Raw genomic sequence first — 23,627 nt, 5'->3', positions numbered from 1 at the left:
AGGGGAAACGGGGCGCCGGCCCGGCGGCGAGCGGCAGCAAAGGGCGGGGTGCACAAGGGCGTCACAGGCGGACGACACCGGCCGGCCGAGAGGGCCACCGGGCGCACCGCTCCAACCGACCAGGAGACTGTCAGATGACCCGTTTCAAGACCTTCGCCGTCGCCGCCCTTCTCGTCTGCGCCGCCGGTGGCGCCATGGCCCAGACCGCCGGTGGCGGCGGCAGCGCCGGCGACGGCGGCGGCTCGATCGGCTACGACGCGCCGATCATGGCCATCCAGACCCCGGGCATTCCCCAGTCGCGGGTCGACGCGCAGCGCGACTCCGTCGTGATGTGCCGCTTCGAGGTGCTCCGCGGTCACTATTGCGAATCCGTCCGCACCCGCTGACCGGCCGAAACGACCCGACGAAGGGCGGCGCCACGCGCCGCCCTTTCGCGTTCATGCCACCTCAGGCGGCCATGTCGCGCCCGGCGGGCCGGTCGGCGACGAGGGCGAGGGCCTCGCGCAGCACCCGCGCGTCGGCACCCGGCTTCACAGCCTCGACCGACAGGTGGCGGCGGAACTGGCGGGCGCCGGGCACGGCCTGGAACAGGCCGAGGATATGGCGCGTCATGGCGGAGAGCCGCACGCCCTCGGCGAGCCGCGCTTCGACATAGGGAATGAAGGCCTCGATGGCTTCGGCGAGACCGGCGACGGGCGGCTCAACCCCGAAGAAGGCGCGGTCGACATCGCGCAGCAAGGCCGGCGACTGGTAGGCGGCACGGCCGAGCATGACGCCGTCGAGTTGAACACCGTCGCGGGGCGCGAGCAGGCTCTCAGCCTCGGCGATGCCGCCGATGCCGCCGTTGATGGCGATGGGCACGTGGCGCAGGCGCGCCTTCAGGCGAAACACCCGGTCGTAGTCGAGCGGCGGAACCTCGCGATTCTCGCGCGGCGACAGCCCCTGCAGCCAGGCCTTGCGCGCGTGGACGATCAGCGCGTCCGCGCCGGCGGCGACGACGGCGTCGGCGAAGGCGTCGAGGCCCGTCTCCGGGTCCTGATCGTCGATGCCGATGCGGCACTTCACCGTGACCGGCACCGCCACCGCCGCCTTCATCGCCGCGACCGCCCGCGCCACCTGATCCGGCACCGCCATCAGGCAGGCGCCGAACTGGCCGCCCTGGACGCGGTCCGACGGGCAGCCGCAATTCAGGTTGATCTCGTCGTAGCCGAAGGCTTCGCCGATCCGCGCCGCCTCGGCCAGCGCCCCGGCATCGGCGCCGCCGAGCTGCAGGGCCACGGGCTGTTCGCCCGGGTCGAAGCCGAGCAGGCGGTCGCGATCGCCGTGGATCACCGCATTGGCGGTCACCATCTCCGTGTAGAGCAGGGCATGGCGCGTGAGGATGCGGTGGAAGAACCGGCAGTGCCGGTCCGTCCAGTCCATCATCGGCGCCACGGAGAACCGCCAGGGGCCGGCGCGTCCGGACAAGTCAGCGTTCATGCGGGTTTCCGCTATACACATCGCCATCGTCGAGCATCGAAGCTCCGACATCCGGCGTTGTCGACGCCGTTCCCTCAGCGGATGTCGCAGCTCTCGGGCTCCCATGGGAGCCCCGTGGGGTACGGGTACCATCATCGACCGCAAACGCAAAAAGGGCCCCACCGTGGCCTCTCTGGCTCAGGCCGCGTTAGAGCCCTGAGGGACCGTCGGCAGGTGTGATGTCAGGGCCTGCGGATAAACGCGTTGCGGGCGGGCCGATCCGGCGGGCCGCCGTCGTCGCCGGCCCGGATGCCGGTCGTTCCCCGGCCTCCGACGCCTTCGGATTCGCCGGTTTTACGCTGCCGTTACGGCCGGAAGGCCGCTTCCGCCTCGTCCCTTTACGCCCGGCGATCCTAGCCTCCGGATCACATCAACCGGAGCTCTTCCATGTGGGTCGACTTCCTCTTCCTTGCCGGCGGCCTCGCCGGCTTCGCCCTGATCGCCGCCGCGGTCACCGGCGCCGAGCGCGTGTGAGGCGGCGATGACCTTCGACATCGGCCTCGGCCTCGCCTTCGCGCTCTTCGCCTTCGGCTACCTCCTGGTCGCCCTGCTGCGCCCCGAGCGCTTCTGAAAGCCCATCCCATGACACCGGACCTCCTCCAGGCCGCGCTCTATGCGGCTATCCTCGTCGCCGTCGCCGTCCCTCTCGGCCTCTATGTGGCCCGCGTCTTCGCGGGCGATGCCACCTTCCTCGCCCCGCTGGAGCGGGCGCTCCTCGCCCCCGCCGGCGTGCGCCCTGGAGACGGCCAGCACTGGACCCGCTACGCCCTCTCCCTCATCGCCTTCAACGCGTGCGGCTTCCTCGTCCTGTTCCTGGTGCTGCGCTTCCAGCACCTTCTGCCGCTGAACCCGCAGGGCTTCGACGGCGTGCCGGCGCATCTCGCCTTCAACACGGCGATCTCATTCGTCACCAACACCAACTGGCAGTCCTACGGCGGCGAGACGACGCTCTCCCACCTCAGCCAGATGGCCGGCCTGACGACGCAGAACTTCGTCTCCGCCGCCTCGGGCATGGCGGTGGCTGCTGCCGTGGCGCGCGGCTTCGCCGGACGTCAGGTGCGCACCATCGGCAATTTCTGGAGCGATTTGGTCCGGGCGGTGCTCTACGTGCTGCTGCCGCTTGCCGTCCTGCTCGCCCTCGCCTTCGTCGCCACCGGCATGCCGCAGACTCTCGCCGCCTCGGTGCAGGCGACGACGCTGGAGGGCGGCCAGCAGACGCTCGCGCTCGGGCCCGTCGCCAGCCAGGTCGCGATCAAACAGCTCGGCACCAACGGCGGCGGCTTCTTCAACGTCAACTCCTCGCATCCCTTCGAGAACCCGACGGCCATCTCCAACCTGCTGTCGCTTCTCGCCATCCTCGCCCTGCCGGTCGCCTTCTGCTTCGCCTATGGCCGCATGGTCGGCGACCATCGCCAGGGCCTGGCGCTCTTCGCCGCCATGGGGGTGATGCTCGTCCTCGCCTTCGCGGCGCTCTACGCGGCCGAGAAGACCGGCAATCCGCTGCAGGCGGGCCTCATCGCGCCGGGCGCCGGCAACATGGAAGGCAAGGAGGTGCGCTTCGGCGTCATCGGCTCGGCCCTCTGGGCAGTCGCCACGACGGCGGCGTCCAACGGCTCGGTCAACGCCATGCACGACAGCCTGACGCCGCTGGGCGGGCTCGTCGCCATGCTGCAGATGCAGCTCGGCGAGATCGTATTCGGCGGTGTCGGCGTCGGCCTCACCGGCATGCTGCTCTTCGTCATCCTCACCGTCTTCCTCGCCGGGCTGATGGTCGGCCGCACGCCGGAATATCTCGGCAAGAAGATCGAGGCGCGGGAGGTGAAGCTCGCCGCCCTGACGCTGCTGGTCATGCCCGTCGGCGCGCTGGCGCTGGCGGCCCTCGCCATCGTCACCGGCGCGGCGCAGGGATCGATCCAGGACGCCGGCCCCCACGGCCTGTCCGAGCTGCTCTACGCCTATTCCTCGGCCACGGGGAACAATGGCTCGGCCTTCGCCGGCTTCAACGCCAACGTGCCGTTCCACAACACGCTGCTCGGCCTCGCCATGCTCCTCGGGCGCTTCGGCTACATCGTGCCGATCCTCGCCATCGCCGGCTCGCTGGCGGCGAAGAAGACCGCCCCCGCGTCGGCCGGCACCTTCCCGACCCACGGCCCCGTCTTCGTCGTGCTGCTGGTGGTCACCATCCTGATCGTCGGCGCCCTCACCTTCCTGCCGGTCCTCGCCCTCGGCCCCGTCGCCGAACAGGTGTCGATCCTCGCCGGCAAGACCTTCTGAAAGCTCACAGACATGACCCACGTCCCCACTCCGGCGCCCGCGGCCGAGATCGGCCTGTTCGACGGCCGCATCCTGAAGGCGGCGAGCCTGCAGGCCTTCGCCAAGCTCGATCCGCGCGGCCTGGTGCGCAATCCCGTCATCTTCGTCACCGCGCTGGTGGCGGTGCTCGCCACCGTCCTCGCCGCCCGCGAGGTCGCTTCCGGCGGCGTCAACGCCTTCATCGGCGTGCAGATCGCCGTCTGGCTGTGGTTCACCGTGCTCTTCGCCAACTTCGCCGAAGCGGTTGCGGAGGGCCGCGGCAAGGCCCGCGCCGACGCCTTCCGGGCGACGCGCTCCAATGCCCGCGCCAAGGTTCTGGTCGAGGCCGCGCGCCGCGACGTCTGGCAATCCAAGGACGTCGACGACGTCACCATCGACGACCTCATCCTCGTCGAGGCCGGCGACACGATCCCGACCGACGGCGAGGTGATCGAGGGCGTCGCCTCGGTGGACGAGAGCGCCATCACCGGCGAGAGCGCGCCGGTGATCCGTGAATCCGGCGGCGATCGCTCCTCCGTCACCGGCGGCACCCGCCTCGTCTCGGACTGGCTGGTGGTGCGCGTCACCGCCCGCCAGGGCGAGACCTTCCTCGACCGGATGATCGCGCTCGTGGAAGGCGCCAAGCGTCAGAAGACGCCGAACGAGATCGCCCTCGACATCCTGCTCGCCGGCCTGACGCTGGTCTTCCTCTTCGTCGTGGTGACGCTGCCGGTCTTCGCCTCCTGGTCGAACACCGAGATTCCGGTGATCTATCTGGCCGCCCTCTTCATCACGCTGATCCCGACGACCATCGGCGGCCTGCTCTCGGCCATCGGCATCGCCGGCATGGATCGCCTCGTGAAGGCCAATGTGGTGGCCAAATCCGGCCGCGCGGTGGAGGCTGCCGGCGACATCGACGTGCTGCTGCTCGACAAGACCGGCACGATCACCTTCGGCAACCGCATGGCGGACGCCTTCGACGCGCTGCCGGGCGTCACCGAGCGCGACCTGGCGGAAGCCGCCTGCCTCGCCTCGCTCGCCGACGAGACGCCGGAGGGCAAATCCATCGTCGATCTCGCTACCCGCAAGTTCGGCCTCGCGCCGGCGGACCGTGCCGGCATGACCTTCATGCCCTTCACCGCGCAGACCCGCATGTCCGGCGTCGACCTGCCGGACGGCACCGCCATCCGCAAGGGCGCCTCCGACGCCATGCTGCGGCTGGTGGGCCGGCCTGCGGAGCCGGCGCTCGACGCCATCGTACGGCGCATCGCCATGAGCGGCGGCACGCCGCTGGTGGTCGCCCGCGACCGCCGCATCCTCGGCGTCGTGCACCTCAAGGACATCGTGAAACCCGGCATCCGCGAGCGCTTCGCCGAACTGCGGCGCATGGGCATCCGCACGGTGATGATCACCGGCGACAACCCGCTGACCGCCGCCGCCATCGCGGCGGAAGCCGGCGTCGACGACTTCCTCGCCGAGGCGACGCCGGAGAAGAAGCTGGAGCTCATCCGCAAGGAGCAGGCCGCCGGCCGCCTCGTCGCCATGTGCGGCGACGGCTCGAACGACGCGCCGGCCCTCGCCCAGGCCGATGTCGGCGTCGCCATGAACTCCGGCACGCCCGCCGCCAAGGAGGCCGGCAATCTCACCGACCTCGACAGCGACCCGACGAAGCTCATCGAGATCGTTCTGGTCGGCAAGCAGTTGCTCATCTCGCGCGGCGCGCTGACGACCTTCTCCATCGCCAACGATGTGGCGAAGTATTTCGCCATCCTGCCGGCTCTGTTCGTCACCGCCTATCCCGGCCTCGGCGTTCTCGACGTAATGGGCCTCGGCACGCCGCAGTCGGCGATCCTCTCGGCGATCATCTTCAATGCGCTGGTCATCGTCGCGCTGATCCCCATCGCACTGAAGGGCGTCTCCTACGTGCCGGCGTCCGCCTCCGCACTGCTCGCCCGCAACCTCACGATCTACGGCCTCGGCGGCCTGATCGTGCCCTTCATCGGCATCAAGCTGATCGACATCGTCGTCGATCTGCTGCGCCTCGCCTGAAAAGGAGGCTTCCATGCTCGCCCTTCTGCGCCCCGCCCTCGTTCTGATGGCGCTCTTCACCCTCCTGACCGGCCTCGCCTATCCGCTGGCGATCACCGGTCTCGCCCAGGGGCTCCTGCCCCGAGAGGCCAACGGTTCCCTGATCACGCGCGGCGACCGCGTCGTCGGTTCCGAGTTGATCGGCCAGGCCTTCGCAGGTCCGCGCTACGTCCACGGCCGCCCCTCCGCCACGACGGCCGTCGACCCGGCCGACGCCACCAAGACCGTCGACGCGCCCTACAATGCCGCCGCCTCCGGCGGCTCCAACCTCGGGCCCTCGTCCAAGGCCCTCCTGGAGGCGGTGCAGGCGCGCGTGACGGCGCTGGGCGTGACGCAGGCGCCGGCCGATCTCGTCACCGCCTCGGCCTCGGGTCTCGACCCGCACGTCTCGCCGACCGCGGCGATGGCGCAGGCGGCCCGCATCGCCGCCGCGCGCGGCGTCGCACCGGCACGGGTCGAGGCCCTGGTGCAACGCCACACGGAAGGGCGTAGTTTCGGCATCATCGGCGAACCGCGGGTCAACGTTCTCGCGCTCAATCTCGCCCTCGACGCGGAACTGCCCTGAAGCGCATGCCGACGACCGAACCCGACCGTCCCGACCCGCAGGCCCTGCTCGACGCGCACCGGCGCGACGGGCGGGGCCGCCTCAAGGTCTTCCTCGGCGCCTCACCGGGCGTGGGGAAGACCTTCGCCATGCTGGAGGAGGCCCGCCAGCGCCAGCGTGCCGGGCGCGACGTGGTGGTGGCGCTGGTCGAGACCCATGGCCGGGCCGAGACGGCGGGCCTCCTCGCCAGCCTCGAGGTGCTGCCGCGCAAGAGCGTCTCCTACCGCGGGCAGGCGCTGGAAGAGCTCGATCTCGACGGCCTGCTCGCCCGCCGGCCGCAACTCGCGCTGATCGACGAGTTCGCCCACACCAACGCACCCGGCGCCCGCCACCCGAAGCGCTGGCAGGACGTGGTGGAGGTGCTGGACGCCGGCATCGACGTCACCACCACGCTCAACATCCAGCACATCGAGAGCCTCAACGACGTCGTCGCCAGCATCACCGGCGTACGGGTGCAGGAGACCGTGCCGGACGAGGTCCTCCAGCAGGCGGACGAGATCGAGCTGATCGATCTGCCGCCGGAGGAGCTGATCCACCGGCTGCGCGAGGGCAAGGTCTATGTTCCCCAGCAGGTCGGCCGCGCGCTGGAGAACTTCTTCAGCCGCGGCAATCTCACGGCCCTGCGGGAGCTGGCGCTCAGGACGGCGGCGAGCCGCGTCGACGCCGACATGCTCAGCTACATGCAGGCCAATGCGGTCAAGGGCCCCTGGCCGACGCAGGAACGCCTGCTGGTCTGCATCAACGAAGCGCCGGTGGCGAAGGCGCTGGTGCGCGCCGGCAAGCGCATGGCCGACCGGGCCCGCATCGCCTGGATCGTCGCCACCGTCGTCACGCCGCGGCACGAGGCGCTCGGCGAGGAGGCGCGCGGCGCGACGGCGGACGCGCTGCGCCTGGCGGAGACGCTCGGCGCAGAGGTCGTGACCCTGCAGACCGAGTCGGACGTCGCCTCGGAGATCCTGGGGTTTGCGCGGAGCCGCAACGTCACGCGCGTGCTCATCGGCCGCCCCCGCAGCCGCTGGCCGCTCGGCCTGCTGCGCGAAGCGGTGGCCGAGCGCATCCTCGACCGGGCGACCGATTTCGAGGTCACGGTGGTGGCGCACGGCGCGCGCGCCGCGCGCCGCCGCATGCTGGAGACGGCGCGCCTGCCGCAATGGCGCCAGTGGGGCCCGATCCTCGTCGAAACGATGGGAGCCATGGCGGCGGCGACGCTCTTCGCCTGGCCGTTCTCGCCGCATCTGCCCGTGGCGTCCCTCGCGGTGGTCTACCTTCTCGCCGTGTCGCTGGTGGCGTTCCGCCGCGGCCTCGCGGCCGCCCTGCTCGCCAGCGGCCTCGGCTTCCTCACCTACAATTTCTTCTTCACGACGCCCTACTATTCGCTGGCGGTCGAGCAGTCGGAATCCGTCATTGCGCTGCTCGTCTTCCTGATCAGCGCGGTCTTCACCGGCACGCTGGCGAGCCGACTGAAGGCGCAGGTGGATTCGATGCGGGCAGCGCAGCGGCGGACCGAGACGCTTTACGACTTCGCGCGCCGGATCGCTTCCGCCACGAAGTCCGACGACGTCCTCTGGGCGGCCGCGGCCCACATCGCCGCGAGCCTCAACTGCCGGTCCCTGATCCTGATGCCCGACAGGTCCGGGGTTCTCGAACAGGTGCAGGGACATCCCTCCATCGACGAACTGGACGCCAAGGCCGAGGGTGCAGCGCGCTGGGCCTTCGAGAAGAACGAGCCGGCCGGGGCCGGCACCACCACCCTGCCCACCGCGGACTGGCTCTTCGTGCCGATGGCCACCGCAAGGAGCATTCTCGGCGTCATCGGCGTCCAGTTCCGCGACGCCGCCGGCGGTCTGGACCCTGAGACCAAGCGGCTGCTCCTCGCGGTCGAGGATCAGGTGGCCGTCGCCCTCGAACGGTTCACGCTGAGCGCCGATCTCGAGGACGCGCGGGTGCGCGCGGAAGGGGAGAAGCTGCGCTCCGCCCTCCTGAACTCGGTCAGCCACGACCTCCGGACGCCCCTCGTCACCGTCATCGGCGCCATCACGACGCTGGCCGACGGCGCGCCGGGGCTCAGCCCGGACGACCGGACCGAGCTGACCGCGACGGCGCTCGCCGAGGCCCGGCGGCTCGACCGCTACGTGCAGAACCTCCTCGACATGACGCGCCTCGGCCATGGCGTGCTGGAGCCGAAGCGGGCGAGCCTCGACCTCCGTGAGATCGTCGGCCGCGTCAGGGCCGACCTCGCCCGGGTGATCGAGGCGAACCCAGTCGTGATCGACATGCCGAAGGACCTGCCGAGGGTCCTCGTCGATCCGGTCCTCGTCGGCCAGGCCCTCGCCAACGTGGTGGAGAATGCGTCGAAATATGCCCCGCCCGGCAGTCCGATCACCATCGCCGCCAGGGCGGACGGCGGCATGGTGCGCCTGACCGTCACCGACGAGGGGCCCGGTATCCCTCCTGCCGAGCGCGAGAAGGTCTTCGATCTCTTCTACCGGGCGGCGCAGGGCGACGGCGCGCCCGCCGGAACCGGACTGGGGCTTGCGATCGTCCGCGGGTTCGTCGAAGCCCATGGTGGAGCCGTCGGCATCGAAGGCGGCCCCTTGGGCCGCGGGGCGACCGTCACCATGACCCTGCCGGCAGCCCCCGACCCCGAGATGCGGGACGACGACCGATGACCGACACCCCTTCCCCCGCGCGCGTGCTGGTGATCGAGGACGAGGCGCCCATCCGCCGCTTCCTCGCCATCGGCCTCGCCAGTGCCGGTTTCAGCGTGGAGGAGGCGTCCCGGGGCCGCGAGGGCATCGAGCGGGCGGCGACCTCGGCGCCCGACGTCGTCGTCCTCGACCTCGGCCTTCCCGATCTCGACGGCAAGACCGTCGTCGCCGCCATCCGCGAATGGTCACAGGTGCCGATCCTCGTCTTGTCGGTCCGCGATGCCGAGGAGGAGAAGATCGCCGCCCTCGATGCCGGTGCCGACGACTACGTGACGAAGCCCTTCGCCACCGGCGAGCTGATGGCCCGCCTCAGGGCGCTGATCCGCAGCCGACGGCCCGCGGAGGCCGACAAGCCCGCCGTGCAGATCGGCCCGCTGGTGGTGGACCTCGCACGCCGTGTGGTCACGCTCGACGGCATCGACGTCAAGCTGACGCGCAAGGAATACGACGTCCTGGCGCTGCTGGCCCGCCACCGCGGCAGGCTCGTCACGCACCGACAGCTGCTCACTACCGTCTGGGGGCCGGCGCATGTGGAGGACACGCACTATCTGCGCATCGCCGTCGGCCATATCCGGGACAAGCTCGGGGACGACGCCGCCGACCCGCGCTTCATCCTGACGGAACCGGGGGTCGGCTACCGGCTGAAGTGATGCCCGCGCGGGACATCAGATGCGGATCAGTGGCTTGCCGGTGAAGCCCCCGGCGAAGAGCTCTTCAATGACGGTCGGCACGTGTTCCAGGCCATCCCATATCGTCTGGAGCGGCCGGACCCGGCCTGCTTCGATCCACGACCACATCTGCTCTCGAAACGGACCCAGGCCCTCGACATGATCGGCGAACGGCAGGTAGCCCTGGAGGCGAATGCGCTGGGTGACGATGCGGTTGAGATGATGCATCACGTCGCGCGCCTGGTCGCGATTGTAGCTGCTGATCATGCCGCTCATCGCGAAGCGCGCATGGGGCCTTGCCGCAGCCAGCGCCGCGTCGAGATGCTCACCGCCGACATTGTCGATGTAGATGTCGATCCCCTGCGGTGCAGCAGCCGCAAGCTTCTCGGTGAGCGGCCCCGGTGACCTGTAATCGATCGCCGCATCCGCCCCGAGATCGAGAAGCAGACGCCTCTTGGTCTCTCCTCCGGCCGACCCGACGACCGTGAGGCCGAGCGCTTTGCCGATCTGGACCGCCGTGCTGCCGACGGCGCCGGCGGCGCCCGACACGAACATGGTTTCGCCCGGCCGCGGCTCGCCGATGTGCAGAAGCCCGACATAAGCGGTGTAGCCCGTCGACCCCAGTGCGTTCAGATAGTGGTGCGGGGGCGGCCCCGGCTTCGGCAGCTTCTCGAAACCAGCCGCGGGGCCTTGGCTGTAGTCCCGCAGGCCGTGCTGATGCATGACCAGATCACCTTCGGCCAAGGCTTGCGTCTTCGAGGCGACGACCTCCCCGATGGCCCATCCCTCCATCGGCCTTCCCAGAGCAAACGGCGGCAGATAGCCGCGTGTCTGCGCGGACATCCGCACCCGCATGGCGGGTCCGACGGTGAGCCAGAGGTTGCGCACCCGAACCTCCGCCTCGCAGAGAGGGGGATCGTCGAAGTCGTGCAGCGCGAAATGCTCTCGCTTCGGCAAGCCGTCGGGGCGATCGATGAGCGTCCAGGCTCGGGTTTTCCATGCCATTGGGGGCGACTCCGGTCGAAGGGCGGTGATGAGCCAGCAGGTTCGATCCACGCTACAGGCGAAGCCGGTAGCGGCTCGCCGGCTCCGCATGGAAGACCGACTGCAACATCCTCTGCGAAAGTGCCGTGTAGTCGCCCAGGAAGAACCCGCTTTGGAGCGAGGGCGCGGTGTGGAGGCGGAAGGCCGTCTGCGCGGCCGCACGATCGAGGCGCGTCGCATCGCGCTGGCCGAGGCCCCGGCGACGGGCGCGGCGCCACCGTCCGTTCCGGACGCCACAGCGGCCCATGTCTGCAAAGGACGCGGGAAGCAAACGTCTGCTCCTCGCGCTTCGCATGGTCCGGACACGCGCCCGTCGTCGGTCGTCGACGATGCCGGTCATTCGGCGGGCTGTGCCAGCGGACCGGCCCCTTCGTGCTGGGCGAGCGGGCGATTGCCCGCGAGCGCCCGCATCAGAACGTAGAAGACCGGCGTCAGGAAGATGCCGAAGGCGGTGACGCCGATCATCCCCGCGAAGACGGCGATGCCCATGGCCTGCCGCATCTCGGCGCCGGCGCCGACCGAAAGGACCAGCGGCACCACGCCCATGATGAAGGCGAGCGAGGTCATCAGGATCGGGCGCAGGCGCAGGCGGCTGGCCTCGATCGCGGCCTGAACCGGGGTCCGGCCGTCCAGCTCCAGCTCGCGTGCAAACTCGACGATCAGGATCGCATTCTTGGCGGACAATCCCACCAGGACGACGAGGCCGATCTGCGTGAACACGTTGTTGTCGCCGGCTGTCAGCCAGACGCCCGTCAGCGCCGCCAGGAGACCCATCGGGATGATGAGCAGGATGGCGATGGGCAGGGTCAGGCTCTCGTAGGTCGCAGCCAGCACGAGGAAGACGAGCAGGATGGCGAGAGGGAAGACGAGGAGCGAGGAGTTGCCCGCGAGGATCTCCTGATAGGCTAGGTCCGTCCACTCGAAGGCGAAGCCGCGCGGCAGCGTCTCGTTGGCGATGCGCTCGGCCACGGCCTGTGCCTGCCCCGAGGAGAAGCCCGGCGCCGGCCCGGCGTTGATGTCGGCGGTGAGGAAGCCGTTGTAGCGCATGGCGCGTTCGGCACCCGCCTCGGCCTTCACCGTCATCAGCGCGCCGAGCGGCACCATCTCGCCGGAGGAGGAGCGCACCCGCAGCCGGCCGATGTGCTCGGGGTAGGCGCGATACTGGGCGTCGGCCTGCACCCGCACGGTGTAGGTGCGGCCGAAGCGGTTGAAGTCGTTGACATAGGTCGAGCCGAGATAGGTCTGCAGCGTCTCGAACACGTCGGTGACCGCGACGCCGAGCTGGCGCGCCTTGGTGCGGTCGATGTCGGCCTGAAGCTGCGGCACGTTGACCTGGAAGGAGGAGAAGATGCCGGCGAGCTCCGGGGCCTGCATGGCCCGGCCGAGAAAGGCCTTCGTCGCCTGGTCCAGCGCCGCGTAGCCGAGGCCGGCGCGGTCCTCGATCTGCAGCTTGAAGCCGCCGACCTGGCCGATGCCCTGCACGGGCGGCGGCGGGAACATGGCGATGAAGGCCTCCTTGATGCCGGCATAGTGCTGGTTGAGCTGGCCGGCGATGGCGAAGCCCGAGAGGTTCGGCGCGCGCCGCTCCGCAAAGGGCTTCAGCGTCACGAAGACGATGCCGGCATTGGACGAGTTGGTGAAGCCGTTGATCGACAGGCCGGGAAACGCCAGCGCCGCCTCGACGCCGGGCTGCTTCATGGCGATCTCGCTCATCCGGCGCATGACCTCTTCCGTGCGGTCGAGGGTCGCCGCATCGGGGAGCTGGGCGAAGCCGACGAGGTACTGCTTGTCCTGGCTCGGCACGAAACCGCCGGGCACGGTGCGGAACAGGACGACGGTGAGACCGACCAGCACCAGATAGACCGCCATCATGACGGCCTTGCGCGACAGGATGCGCGTCACCCCGCCGCCATAGGCGTTCGAGCCGGCGCGAAACAGGCGGTTGAAGCCGCGGAAGAACCGGCCGAACAGCGTGTCCATGATCCGCGTCAGCCGGTCCTTCGGCGCGTCGTGGCCCCGCAGGAGCAGGGCGGCGAGCGCCGGCGACAGGGTCAGCGAGTTGATCGCCGAGATCACGGTCGAGATCGCGATGGTGAGCGCGAACTGCCGGTAGAACTGGCCGGTCAGGCCGGAGATGAAGGCGAGCGGCACGAACACCGCCACCAGCACGAGGGCGATGGCGATGATGGGGCCGGACACCTCGCGCATGGCCTTGTAGGTGGCCTCGCGGGGGGAAAGGCCCTCCTCGATGTTGCGCTCGACGTTCTCGACCACGACGATCGCGTCGTCGACGACGATGCCGATGGCGAGCACGAGACCGAACAGGCTCAACGCATTGATCGAGAAGCCGAAGACATACATCACCGCGAAGGTGCCGATGATCGAGACCGGCACGGCGACCAGCGGGATGATCGAGGCCCGCCACGTCTGCAGGAACACGATCACCACCAGCACGACCAGCAGCACGGCTTCCAAAAGCGTCTCGACGACGGAGCGGATGGAGGCACGCACGAACTGCGTGGTGTCGTAGGCGATCCTGTACTCCACCCCCTCCGGCATGATCTGACGGATGTCCTCCATCACCGCGCGCACGCTGTCCGAGACGGCGATGGCGTTGGAGCCGGGGGCCTGGAACACGCCCATGCCGACCGCCGGCTTGTTGTCGAGCAGCGAGCGCAGCGAATATTCGGCCGAGCCGAGTTCGATCCGGGCGATGTCGCGGAGCCGCACCACCGCGCCGTTCGGGCCGGTGCGCACGATGATGTCGCCGAACTCCTCCTCTGTCTGGAGGCGGCCCTGTGCATTGACCGAAAGCTGGAGGTCGAGGCCGGCCGGGCTCGGCGAGGCGCCGATGACGCCGGCTGCGGCCTGCACGTTCTGGCCGCGGATTTCGCGCACCACGTCGCTCGGGGAGAGGCCATGCTCTGCGACCTTCTGCGGGTCGAGCCAGACGCGCAGAGAATAGTCTCCTCCGCCGAAAATCTGGACCTGCCCGACGCCCTGCACGCGGGCCAAGCGGTCGCGGACGTTGAGCAGGGCGTAGTTGCGCAGGTAGGTCAGATCGTAGCGGCTGTTGGGCGACAGCAGGTGGACCACGATGGTCAGGTCCGGCGAACTCTTCACCGTGGTCACGCCGAGGCGGCGGACTTCCTCCGGCAGGCGCGGCTCGGCTTGGCTGACGCGGTTCTGGACGAGCTGCTGGGCCTTGTCGGGATCGGTGCCGAGCTTGAACGTCACGTTCAGGGTCATGACGCCGTCGGTCGTCGCCTGGCTGGACATGTAGAGCATGCCCTCGACGCCGTTGACCGCCTCCTCGATCGGCGTTGCGACGGTCTCGGCGATGACGCGCGGATTGGCGCCCGGATACTGGGCCCGCACGACGATGGTCGGCGGCACGACGTCGGGATATTCCGAGATCGGCAACGAGCGCAGCGACAGGAGGCCCGCGACGAAGATGAGGACGGAGAGCACCGCCGCGAAGATCGGGCGGTCGATGAAGAACTTCGAGAGGTTCATGGCTCGCCCCTTCCGGGCGTGATTTCGAGGGTTGCCGATCAGCGCTGGGCGCTGCCGGCGGAGGTGTTGGCGGCAACGGGACGGGGGGTGAGATGCCCGGCCATCGGCACCTGTTCCGGCGCGACCGTCCCGCCGGGCCGGACGCGCTGCAGACCGTTGACGATGATGCGCTCGCCGGGAGCGAGGCCGCCGGTGACGATGCGCAAGCCCTCATGGACGGCGCCGAGCGTGACCTCGCGATAGACGGCCTTGTTCTCGGCGTCGACGACCAGAACGAACTTCTTGTTCTGGTCCGTGCCGACCGCCCGTTCGGAGATCGCCAGCGCCGGGGCGGCGCGCGCCTGGCCCATGCGCAGGCGCACGAACTGGCCCGGCATCAGCGCGCCGTCGGCGTTCTCGAAGATGGCGCGCACGCGCACCGTTCCGCTCGCCCCGTCGATGCGGTTGTCGACGAAGCGCAGGCGGCCCTGCCGGCCGTAGTCGCCTCCGCTGGCCGTGGCCATGAGGACGGGAATCCGGTCGAGCGCGCGGTCGTCGGCATTGGCTTCCGGAAGCGTTGCGAGAGCGCGCAACATCGAGCCTTCGTCGGCGTCGAAGCCGGCATAGATCGGGCTCACCGAGACGATCGTCGTGAGCAGCGCCGCTCCCGCACCCTGGCCGACGAGGTTGCCGGGGGTGACCTCCATGCGGCCGATGCGGCCGCCGATCGGGGCGCGGATCTGCGTGTAGTCGAGGTTGAGCCTGGCGGTCTGGAGGGCGGCCTGCGCCGCACGCAGGTTGGCCTGCGCCTCCTTCATGCCGTTCAGCCGGGTGTCGAGGTCGCGCTGCGACATCGACTGGGTGGCGATGAGCCGCTGGCCACGCTCGTGCTCGGTGGTGGCGAGGGCAAGGCGCGCCTCGGCTGCCTGCACCTGTGCGTAGGCGCGCTCGAACTCGGCCTTGTAGGGCTCGGCGTCGAGGCTGACGAGAAGGTCGCCCTGCGCCACCACGTTGCCTTCCCGGAAGTGGATGGCCTCGATCACGCCGGCGACGCGGGCGCGCACCTCGACCCGCTCCACAGCCTCCAGCCGGCCGGAGAACTCCGCCCAGTTGATGATCTGATGCTGCTCGACGGTCGCGACCGAAACCGCGGGCGGCGGCATGGCGGCGGGGCCGGTGGTGCTCTGTGCCTTGTCGCCGAGACCGGGCCAGAAGACGGTGCCCCCCGCGATGGCGAGGGTCGCGGCAAAGCCGCCACCGAACAAGGCACGACGAATCGTTCCCTGAGACATGGGTTCATTCCTGTTTGCAAAAGAAAATCGGGGTCGCGCCGCCGTTAGGGCGGCGCAGTCGATCTGAAGAAGGTCACTAGCGGGTCGTGAACCGATTCAAGGCAGCAAGGCTCTCTCTCGGCGGCGGAATAGGCGCCCGGCCAGTCGGTCGGGCCGGGTTCGACATGCAGCTCCGCCCGGACCCCCGCCTTGCGGAGCTTGTCGGCATAGGAGGCGCATTCGTCGCGCAACGGGTCGTCCTCGGCGGTGACGATCAGCGCCGGCGGAAGGCCGGATAGGCGAACGGCGCCGAGCGGCGCGGCGTAGGGATGGGCGGCCCTGTCGGGCGAGCCGAGATAGTCGTGCCAGCCGTCGGCCCAGCGGCAACCGACCGGACCGGCGTCGGCGATGCGCAGCGAATGGGTGGCGAGGCAGGCATCGAGCATCGGCGAGAACAGGATCTGGCCGGCGAGCCGGGGCCCGCCGCGGTCGCGGGCCATCATGGCGAGAGCCGCGGCCAGATTGCCGCCAGCCTCTTCGCCCGCCACATGAAGGGGCGTCGTGCGTCCGCTCCAGGCCCGCCGCTTGGCATGAAGGGCCTGGAGGGCGCCGTAGATGTCTTCCAGCGTTTCGGGAAAGCGATGACCGGGCGCCAGGGGGTAGGCGACCGAGGCCACCGCCGCGCCCGCGTCCCGAAGGGCCTCGGCGACGCAGCGGCCGTTCTCGACCGAACCCGTGTTGAACGTTCCGCCATGGAGATGCAGGACGAGCGCGGCCGGCGCGGCGCCTCCGCAGCCGTAGATGCGCGCGGCGAGCGGGCCGAACTGGACCTCTTGTACGGCGGGAACGAGGGGGGCGGACATGGCTCAGCCATCAGGGGATGATGCGGAAAACTAGTATCCGTCCCACATTGAATAAAGATGCATATTGCTCCTACATTATTCACATATAGAAACAATATCGAGGTATCCGGCTGATGGACCAGCTCAGCGCCATGCGCGCCTTCGCCCGGGTGGTGGAATGCGGCAGCTTCACCCGCGCCGCGGACATGCTCGATATGCCCAAGCCCACGGTCACCAAGCTTGTGCAGCAGTTGGAGGCGCATCTGCGCGTCAGGCTCCTGAACCGGACGACCCGCCGCGTGACGGTGACCACGGACGGCGCCGCATACTACGAGCGGGCACTGCGCATTCTCGGAGACATCGACGAACTCGACGGCAGCGTAGCGGTGTCGCAGGGCAGCCCGCGTGGCCGCCTGCGCGTGGACGTCAGCGCCCTGCTGGCCAATCTGGTGATCATCCCGGAACTGCCCGGCTTCTGCGAGCGCTACCCGGACATCCAGATCGACCTCGGCCTCGGCGACCGGCCGGTCGACCTCCTGGCCGAGAACGTCGACTGCGTGGTGCGCGCGGGCACCATCGCCGACCAGAGCCTGGTCGCCCGGCGTATCGGCGAGCTCCACGTGATCACATGTGCCGCCCCGTCCTATCTCGCACGATATGGCGTGCCGCAGCATCCGACGGACCTCGAGCGCGATCATGTCGTGGTCGGCTATCGGATGAACGCCTCGGGGCGCGCATGGCCGATGGAATTCGACGACGGCCGGGAAACCCTGGAGATCCGCGCGCCGTCCGTCATCACGCTGAACGACGGCACCGGCTACGTCGCCGCCGTGCGCGCCGGGCTCGGGATCGGGCAGGTCCCGACCTTTGCGGTCCAGGACGACGTCGCGAGCGGTCGGCTCGTGCCGATCCTCACCCACCTGTCGTCCGAGGCGGTGCCGCTGCATATCGTCTATCCGCCCAATCGCCATCTCAGCAACAAGGTGCGTGTCTTCGTCGACTGGCTCGCCGATCTGTTCGCGCGCTGCACTCTCATGCAGCGCCGCACGACCGTTTCGGACTTCCGATCGCCGCCTCAGGCGCCCGGACAGGACTGACCCGAGGTTGCCGCCGTGCCGGTGATGAAGCGGAAGAAGCTCTCCGCCGCCGGCGACAACGACACGGAGCGGGGGAAATAGACGGCCGTCTGCCAATGCACCTGCGGCCCCGTCAGGGGGCGAAAGGCGAGACCGAAGCCGCGGACCAGCGGCGCCGTCATGGACGGGCAGACCACCGCGCCGCCGCGGACCCGCAGCATGGACAGGGCCGTGTTGACGCGGTTGACCGCCAGGATGTTCCGCGGCTGGTGGCGCGCCGTCACCTTGGCGAGCACGCTGACCGCGAGGTTCGGCATGAAATTGATGAGCGGCCGCTCGGTGAGATCCTTCCAGGCGACGGTGGTCCGGCGGGCCAGCGGATCGTCGTCGCGCAGGGCGACCCAGACGGGATCCGCCGTCAGTTCCGTCTCGGCGATCCGCTCGTCCACCAGCACGCCGGCCGGGCCGAAGCCGATGTCGACGCTGCCGTTCTGCAGGCCGTCCTGAACCTGCGCGATGGGCACGTCGCTGAAGCGCACCTCCACGCCGGGATGGGCCGCGCCATAGGCAGCGATCAGTTCGGGCAGCAGCGTGCAGGAGAGCGGCTCGGGGGCAGCGATGCGCACGACGCCGCGGCGGAGCTCCTTGAGCTGCGCGAGGCTGTCCAACGCCTCCTCGAGGCTCGCGAGGACACGGCGCGCCATCGGCTCGAACTGGGCGCCGACGGCGGTGGGGCTGACACTGCGGGTCGTGCGGTCGAGGAGCCGCAGCCCCAGCCGCGTCTCCAGCTCGCGGATCAGGCCGCTGAGCGCCGCCTGGGAGAGGTGCATGGCCTGCGCCGCCTCCGAGAAGGAGCCGGTCTCCAGCACGGCGATGAAGGCACGCAACTGGCGGAGCGTGACGTTGCTCGTCATGGGCGACCTCCGACAGGCTTCGGAAAATCCGATCAATCTGTCGGAAAATACATTTTGTACGATAATGCCGCCACTCCTATCGTCACGACATGAACGGGGACCGAACCCCGTCGGCGCGGGGCCGCGCCGGAGCCGGAAGGGCCGCGTGATGCGCGGCGCCGCCGATCCGAACGCTCCGCATCAGGAAACGCCATTCTCTATGAGGAGTGCTGCCCATGTCGGTTTCACGCCGGACCCTGCTCGCGGCGGCCGCCCTGTCGGCGCCAGCCCTCGGCACCGCCCGCGCCCAGGGCTCTTGGCCCTCGCGGCCCATCCGCCTCGTCTCGCCCTACGCCGCCGGCGGCGCCAGCGACATCTCGCTGCGCGTCCTCGCCGAGCGCCTGTCAGGGGTGCTCGGCCAGCAGTGCATCGTCGAGAACAAGCCCGGCGCCGGCACCCGCCTCGCCAACGAGATGGTGGCCCGCGCCGAGCCCGACGGCCACACCTTCCTCTATGCGGCGGCGCCCTATGCGCTGGCCGAGGCGCTCTACAGCCCGCTGCGCTACGATCCGCGCAAGGATCTTCTGCCCATCGCCATGACGGTGCTGGCTCCGCTTTTCCTGATCGTCAACGCCGACAGCCCCGCCAAGACCGTCGCCGATTTCGTCGCCCTGGCCAAATCCAAACCGGAAGGCGTCACCTTCGGCTCGCCGGGTCCCGGATCGCAGCCGCACCTCGCGGGCGAACTGCTGTTCAAGGATGCCGGCATCAAGGGCCTCGCCGTGCAGTTCCGCGGCGATGCGCCGGCCTATTCCGAACTGCTCGCCGGCCGCATCGACGCCACCATCACCGCCATCACCTCCGCCCTCCAGCTCATCGAGGCCGGCAAGCTGCGCGTCCTCGGCGTCGCCTCGGCCGAGCGCAGTCCGCTGTTCCCGGCCGCCCCCACCCTGCGCGAACAGGGCCTGTCGCGCGTCGTCGCCGCCGGCTGGTACGGCTTCATGGCGCCGGCGGGCACGCCCGAACCGATCCGCGCGCGACTGGAGGCCGAGACCATGCGCGCCGTGGGCGAGGGCGACGTCAAGCAGCGCTTCGCCGCCCTCGGCCTGGAGGCGCGGAGCGCCTCCGCCGCCGCCTTCGGCCGGTTCATCGAGGAGGAGACCACGCGGTGGAGCGGCATCATCAAGGATACCGGCATCACCGTCACCTAATGAGCCCGGCCTCCTCAGCGCAGGACGAAGACGCCGTCCTGACGGATCGCCTGCGCCGCGCTGGCGAGCCGCGGCCCGAGTTCGGTCTCGAAGGCCTCCGCCACCGCCCGGTAGCTCGGCACGGCGCAGGCGATGGCGACGCAGAGCCCGTCCTCGGTGCGGCCGAGGGGCGCCGCGGCGGCGGTGAGATTCGGCCGCCAGTCGCCGTATGAAACGCAGAAACCCTCCGTGCGGCAGCGCGCCACGGCGGCGGTGGTCTTCTCCGCCGAGCCGGCGAACTCCTCGGGATGGAGGTCGCGCAGCTCGACGAGCTTGTCCTCGTACTCGCGCCCCTGAAGGATGGAGAGCAGCGCCCAGCCTAGCGCCGAGCGGTGCAGCGGCCCGGTCTGGCCGATGTCGGGAACGTGCGGCCAGCCCGGCGGATTGCCCGCCGTCTGGATATGGACGAAGCAGTCACCGGACATCACCCCCAGCGAGCTGTTGCCGGAGAACATCGCGGCGAGATCCCGCATCGGGATCAACACCTCGTGCCGCCAGGGCATGGCCGAGAGCACCGGATAGCTCAGGGCGACGAGCCGGGGCGCCAGGCGGAAGCCGCCGCGCGCATCGCGGCGCAGATAGCCGACATGCACAAGGGTCTTGCACAGCCGCGACACCGTCGGCCGGTTCAGCCCGACGCGCCGCGCGATCTCGGCATTGGACAGCGAGCGGTCCTCGGTGGAGAAGCACTGGAGAACCTCGAGCCCGCGGATCAGGGTGGAGGACAGCGAGGCGTCCGGTTGAAGGCGGGCCGCGCCCTCCCCGTCGCCCTCCCTTGGCTTCGTCATATGACCTTGTCCGCCCGATAGGTCGCAATCTCGTCGTCGGTCAGGCCGACGATGGTCTTATAGATGTAGTCGTTGTCGGCAGCCACGCCCTTGGCGGCCCAGCGGATCCGGCCGGGATTGCGCTTGAAGCGCGGCACGAGCCCCGGCATGCGGACCGCGCCGAAATCCTCATCCGCCACGGGCACGATCGCCTCGCGCGCCCGGAACTGCGGGTCCTGGAAGATCTGGTCGATGGAATAGATCGGCGCCAGCGTGCCGCTGGCGTCGCGGAAGGCGCCCACCACCTCCTCCTGCGTGCGGGCGCCGATCCAGCCGCCGAAGATGCGGTCGAGTTCGCCCGCATGGGCGACGCGGCCCGCATTGGTGGCGAAGCGCGGGTCGTCCGGCAGCTCCGGCCGGCCGATGGCGCGGCAATTGTTGGCGAAGGTGCGGTTGGTGCTGCCCGCCAGCGACACATAGCGCTTGTCGGCGGTGAGGTAGACGTCGGACGGGGCGGAATACTGGTTGCGGTTGCCGCTGCGCTCGCGCACCTCGCCGAGCTGGTCATATTCGATCGCCAGCACCTCGATGATGCGCAGGATCGCCTCCGTCAGCGACAGGTCGATCTCCTCGCCCTTCTCGCGCTCGCCCTGCGCGACCCGCCAGAGCGCGGCCATGATGGCGAAGGCGCCGAAGAGCCCGCCGATCGGGTCGCCAATCGGATAGCCGGTGTGCATGGGCGGCAGGTCCTCGCTGCCGGAAATGCCCGTGAGGCCACCGACCGCCTCGAAGATGCGGGCAAAGCCCGGCAACCGGGCGTTCGGCCCGTCCTGGCCGAAGCCGCTCAGCCGCAGCACGACCAGCCGCGGATTGGCCTTCCACAGCGTCTCGACGTCGAGGCCCCAACGCTCCAGCGTGCCGGGCCGGAAGTTCTCGATGACGACGTCGCTCTGGCTCACCATCCGCAGGAACAGGGCCTTGCCCGCCGGCAGGCGCAGATCGAGCGTGCCGAAGAGCTTGCCGCGGTTGGTGACTTTCCACCACAGCGACTTGCCCTCCTTGAAGGGGGGAAAGCCGCGCAGGCCGTCGCCGAGCCCCGGCAGTTCCAGCTTCACGACCTCGGCGCCGAAATCCGCCATCAGAGTCCCTGCCATCGGCCCCGCGATGATGGTCGCGATGTCGAGGACGCGCAGGCCCTTCAATGGCCCCTGCGCCGTCTCCGCTGTCATGGCAAGCCTCCTGTGCGATCTCGTTTGTTTTATTATATGAAACGATTCTTCTGAATGTTACACATATTTGTAAGCCACAGAGGGAGACGGTGATGGTCGAACAGGACGTCGGGCGGACGGAGGTCCGCCGCGAGCAGGACGGGCGCGTGCTGAGGCTGGTGCTGGACGGTCCGAAGACGCGCAACGCCATCGGCCCGGAAGTCTACGAGGCCGTGCAGGCCGCCGTCGTCACGGCGGGCACCGACACCAGTATCGGCGCGATCGTCGTCACCGGGGCAGGCGGGTTCTTCACCTCGGGCGGCAATGTCCGCGCGCTCGAGGCGAGCGCCCGCGGGACGCTCGCAGAGGCGACGGTCAAGACGGACCGGCTGAACGCGATGATCCGCACCATCGTGGAATGTCCCAAGCCCGTCATCGCCGCGGTGGAGGGCGGGGCGGCCGGGGCGGGGTTTTCGCTGGTGCTGGCCTGCGATCTGATCGTCGCCGGAGAGGGAGCGAGCTTCGCGGCCGCCTATGTGCGGGTGGGGCTGAGCCCCGACGGCGGCATCACCCATTTCCTCGGCACCGCCCTGCCCCGCCAGCTCGTCATGGACATGTGTCTGACCGGCCAGCCCGTCGCCGCCCCACGGCTGGCGGCCGCCGGGATCGTCAATGCCTGCGTTCCCGACGGCGAGGCGCTCGCGCGTGCCATGGATCTGGCGACGCGTCTCGCCGCGGGTCCACCCCGGGCCATCGCGACCATCAAGCGCCTGGTGAACATGGCCGGGCGGACGGACCTCGCCGGGCAGATGGATGAGGAGGCCCGCGCCATCAACCTCGCGCGCTTCGGCGCCGAGGCGGCGGAGGGACTGCAGGCCTTCCTCGCGCGGCGGGCTCCCGACTTCAACCCGCCGGGCAAAGCCTGAGGCTCACGAAGGGTCGTCCGACCGCGGACACTCTTATCCGGCCTCGCCGCGCCGCCGCAAAGGGGCGCCGGTGCGGCCGAGGGTCCGGGCGAGGTCGAGGAAGGTCCTGAGAGCGGCCGACGGGTTGCGCCGGCCGGGATAATAGAGGCTGATGGGCGCCGTCGGCGGCGTCCAGTCGTCCAGGACCCGCTCGAGCCGGCCGGCGGCGAGGTCCTCCCGGATGTCGGCCTCCATGAAGAAGCCGATGCCGACCCCTTCCAGGACAGCCAGACGCGCCAGGCTCGCTTCGTCCAGCGTGATGGGCCCTTCCGCATCGATGTGGACCGCCTGGCCGTCCTTCTCGAAGGGCCAGCGATAGAGGGCGCCGTTCGGCAACCGGACGCGAATGCAGTCGTGGGCGAGCAGGTCGGGCGGAACCCTGGGGCGCTCCCTCGTCCGGAAGTAGGAGGGGGCGGCAACGACGGCGTGTCTCTCCGGCGGCCCGACCGGAACCGCGATCATGTCGCTCGGCACGAGATCGGCTCTCCGCAGGCCGAGATCGAAACCCTCGGCGACGATGTCGACGATGCGACCTTCGGTGACCAGGTCCACGTGCACCTGCGGATGGCGACGCAGGAATTCCAGGATGAGCGGAGCCATGATCTGCCGGGCTGCCGTCGCGAAGGCGTTGATCCGGAGCGTTCCGGAGGGAACGTCCTGCTGCGAGCGGACCGTGTCCATCGCGGCGTGGATGTCGTCGAGCGCCGGGCCAACCTTCTCGACGAAGGTTCGACCGGCATCGGTGAGCGACACGCTGCGGGTCGTCCGGTTGAACAGGCGCACGCCCACCTCCGCCTCGAGCCTGGCGATGAGGTTGCTGAGAGCCGTGGTGGAAAGGCCGAGGTCGAGCGCAGCGGCGCGAAACGATCCCCGGCGCGCGATGGCCAGCACCGCGTCCAGTTGTGTCAGGCCGAGGCGCGACATTGTCCCGTTTCCCG

General features: G+C 69.8%; 19 protein-coding genes. 10 read left to right on the top strand and 9 right to left on the bottom strand.

Annotated features, from left to right (window positions below; all coding sequences use genetic code 11):
- The first annotated feature begins 134 nt into the window (after window positions 1-134).
- The gene (locus C6569_RS03410; protein WP_106747519.1) at window positions 135-386 is read left to right on the top strand and encodes a hypothetical protein; all 252 of its coding nucleotides are present in this window, start codon (window positions 135-137) and stop codon (window positions 384-386) included.
- A 61-nt stretch (window positions 387-447) separates the two neighbouring features.
- Here the strand turns inward: C6569_RS03410 and dusA are convergent, their stop codons facing one another.
- Window positions 448-1,479 (bottom strand): tRNA dihydrouridine(20/20a) synthase DusA, encoded by a 1,032-nt coding sequence (gene dusA, locus C6569_RS03405; protein ID WP_106747518.1) that lies wholly within the window; start codon window positions 1,477-1,479, stop codon window positions 448-450.
- Window positions 1,480-1,999: 520 nt separating this feature from the next.
- Here dusA and kdpF point away from each other — a divergent pair.
- Genes kdpF through C6569_RS03375 form a run of 6 tightly spaced genes read left to right on the top strand, consistent with a single transcriptional unit; the run spans window position 2,000 to window position 9,860 of the window.
- Window positions 2,000-2,089, top strand: coding sequence for a K(+)-transporting ATPase subunit F (gene kdpF / locus C6569_RS03400; RefSeq protein WP_106747517.1), 90 nt, complete (start codon window positions 2,000-2,002; stop codon window positions 2,087-2,089).
- An 11-nt stretch (window positions 2,090-2,100) separates the two neighbouring features.
- The gene (kdpA, locus tag C6569_RS03395; RefSeq protein WP_106747516.1) at window positions 2,101-3,792 is read left to right on the top strand and encodes a potassium-transporting ATPase subunit KdpA; all 1,692 of its coding nucleotides are present in this window, start codon (window positions 2,101-2,103) and stop codon (window positions 3,790-3,792) included.
- Between the two features lie 12 nt (window positions 3,793-3,804).
- Window positions 3,805-5,859, top strand: coding sequence for a potassium-transporting ATPase subunit KdpB (gene kdpB, locus C6569_RS03390; RefSeq protein ID WP_106747515.1), 2,055 nt, complete (start codon window positions 3,805-3,807; stop codon window positions 5,857-5,859).
- 13 nt (window positions 5,860-5,872) lie between these two features.
- Window positions 5,873-6,463, top strand: a complete 591-nt coding sequence (gene kdpC, locus C6569_RS03385; RefSeq protein WP_106747514.1) for a potassium-transporting ATPase subunit KdpC — start codon at window positions 5,873-5,875, stop codon at window positions 6,461-6,463.
- Window positions 6,464-6,468: 5 nt separating this feature from the next.
- Complete coding sequence (locus tag C6569_RS03380) at window positions 6,469-9,171, top strand: sensor histidine kinase (RefSeq protein ID WP_106747513.1); 2,703 nt, start codon at window positions 6,469-6,471, stop codon at window positions 9,169-9,171.
- On the top strand, window positions 9,168-9,860 hold the full coding sequence (locus tag C6569_RS03375; protein ID WP_106747512.1) for a response regulator: 693 nt from the start codon (window positions 9,168-9,170) through the stop codon (window positions 9,858-9,860). The genes C6569_RS03380 and C6569_RS03375 overlap by 4 nt, the downstream gene beginning before the upstream one ends.
- A 15-nt stretch (window positions 9,861-9,875) precedes the next feature.
- On the opposite strand, the gene C6569_RS03370 is transcribed toward C6569_RS03375, so the two are convergent.
- The 4 genes from C6569_RS03370 to C6569_RS03350 form a co-directional block, all read right to left on the bottom strand.
- Window positions 9,876-10,883 (bottom strand): NADP-dependent oxidoreductase, encoded by a 1,008-nt coding sequence (locus C6569_RS03370; RefSeq protein ID WP_106747511.1) that lies wholly within the window; start codon window positions 10,881-10,883, stop codon window positions 9,876-9,878.
- A gap of 375 nt (window positions 10,884-11,258) precedes the next feature.
- Complete coding sequence (locus tag C6569_RS03360; RefSeq protein ID WP_106747509.1) at window positions 11,259-14,438, bottom strand: efflux RND transporter permease subunit; 3,180 nt, start codon at window positions 14,436-14,438, stop codon at window positions 11,259-11,261.
- A 38-nt stretch (window positions 14,439-14,476) separates the two neighbouring features.
- The gene (locus tag C6569_RS03355) at window positions 14,477-15,709 is read right to left on the bottom strand and encodes an efflux RND transporter periplasmic adaptor subunit (protein WP_106747508.1); all 1,233 of its coding nucleotides are present in this window, start codon (window positions 15,707-15,709) and stop codon (window positions 14,477-14,479) included.
- A gap of 44 nt (window positions 15,710-15,753) precedes the next feature.
- Window positions 15,754-16,551, bottom strand: coding sequence for an alpha/beta hydrolase fold domain-containing protein (locus tag C6569_RS03350; RefSeq protein WP_106747507.1), 798 nt, complete (start codon window positions 16,549-16,551; stop codon window positions 15,754-15,756).
- A gap of 113 nt (window positions 16,552-16,664) precedes the next feature.
- Here C6569_RS03350 and C6569_RS03345 point away from each other — a divergent pair, with 113 nt between their 5' ends.
- A complete protein-coding gene (locus C6569_RS03345; protein ID WP_106747506.1) occupies window positions 16,665-17,627 on the top strand; it encodes a LysR family transcriptional regulator in 963 nt (320 codons plus the stop codon).
- On the opposite strand, the gene C6569_RS03340 is transcribed toward C6569_RS03345, so the two are convergent.
- Window positions 17,606-18,520 (bottom strand): LysR family transcriptional regulator, encoded by a 915-nt coding sequence (locus tag C6569_RS03340; protein WP_106747505.1) that lies wholly within the window; start codon window positions 18,518-18,520, stop codon window positions 17,606-17,608. The genes C6569_RS03345 and C6569_RS03340 overlap by 22 nt on opposite strands.
- Window positions 18,521-18,735: 215 nt before the next feature.
- Between C6569_RS03340 and C6569_RS03335 the strand changes: the two genes are divergently transcribed.
- Entirely contained in the window at window positions 18,736-19,710 is a 975-nt protein-coding gene (locus tag C6569_RS03335; protein ID WP_106747504.1) for a Bug family tripartite tricarboxylate transporter substrate binding protein, read from the top strand.
- 14 nt (window positions 19,711-19,724) lie between these two features.
- On the opposite strand, the gene C6569_RS03330 is transcribed toward C6569_RS03335, so the two are convergent.
- Entirely contained in the window at window positions 19,725-20,537 is an 813-nt protein-coding gene (locus C6569_RS03330) for an IclR family transcriptional regulator (RefSeq protein WP_106747503.1), read from the bottom strand.
- Window positions 20,534-21,745 (bottom strand): CaiB/BaiF CoA transferase family protein, encoded by a 1,212-nt coding sequence (locus C6569_RS03325; protein ID WP_106747502.1) that lies wholly within the window; start codon window positions 21,743-21,745, stop codon window positions 20,534-20,536. The genes C6569_RS03330 and C6569_RS03325 overlap by 4 nt, the downstream gene beginning before the upstream one ends.
- Window positions 21,746-21,837: 92 nt before the next feature.
- Here C6569_RS03325 and C6569_RS03320 point away from each other — a divergent pair, with 92 nt between their 5' ends.
- Window positions 21,838-22,650: an oxepin-CoA hydrolase, alternative type gene (locus tag C6569_RS03320; RefSeq protein WP_106747501.1), complete on the top strand. Its 813-nt coding sequence runs from the start codon at window positions 21,838-21,840 to the stop codon at window positions 22,648-22,650.
- A gap of 33 nt (window positions 22,651-22,683) precedes the next feature.
- On the opposite strand, the gene C6569_RS03315 is transcribed toward C6569_RS03320, so the two are convergent.
- Window positions 22,684-23,613 carry a LysR family transcriptional regulator gene (locus tag C6569_RS03315; RefSeq protein ID WP_106747500.1) on the bottom strand — a complete coding sequence of 310 codons (930 nt, stop codon included), beginning with the start codon at window positions 23,611-23,613 and terminating at the stop codon, window positions 22,684-22,686.
- Window positions 23,614-23,627: the final 14 nt, after the last annotated feature.

It is taken from the genome of Phreatobacter cathodiphilus (assembly GCF_003008515.1).
In the GTDB taxonomy this organism is placed as follows: Bacteria; Pseudomonadota; Alphaproteobacteria; order Rhizobiales; family Phreatobacteraceae; genus Phreatobacter; species Phreatobacter cathodiphilus.
Note: the sequence above shows the minus strand (reverse complement) of the source record. Positions and strands in the feature narration are given on the sequence as shown.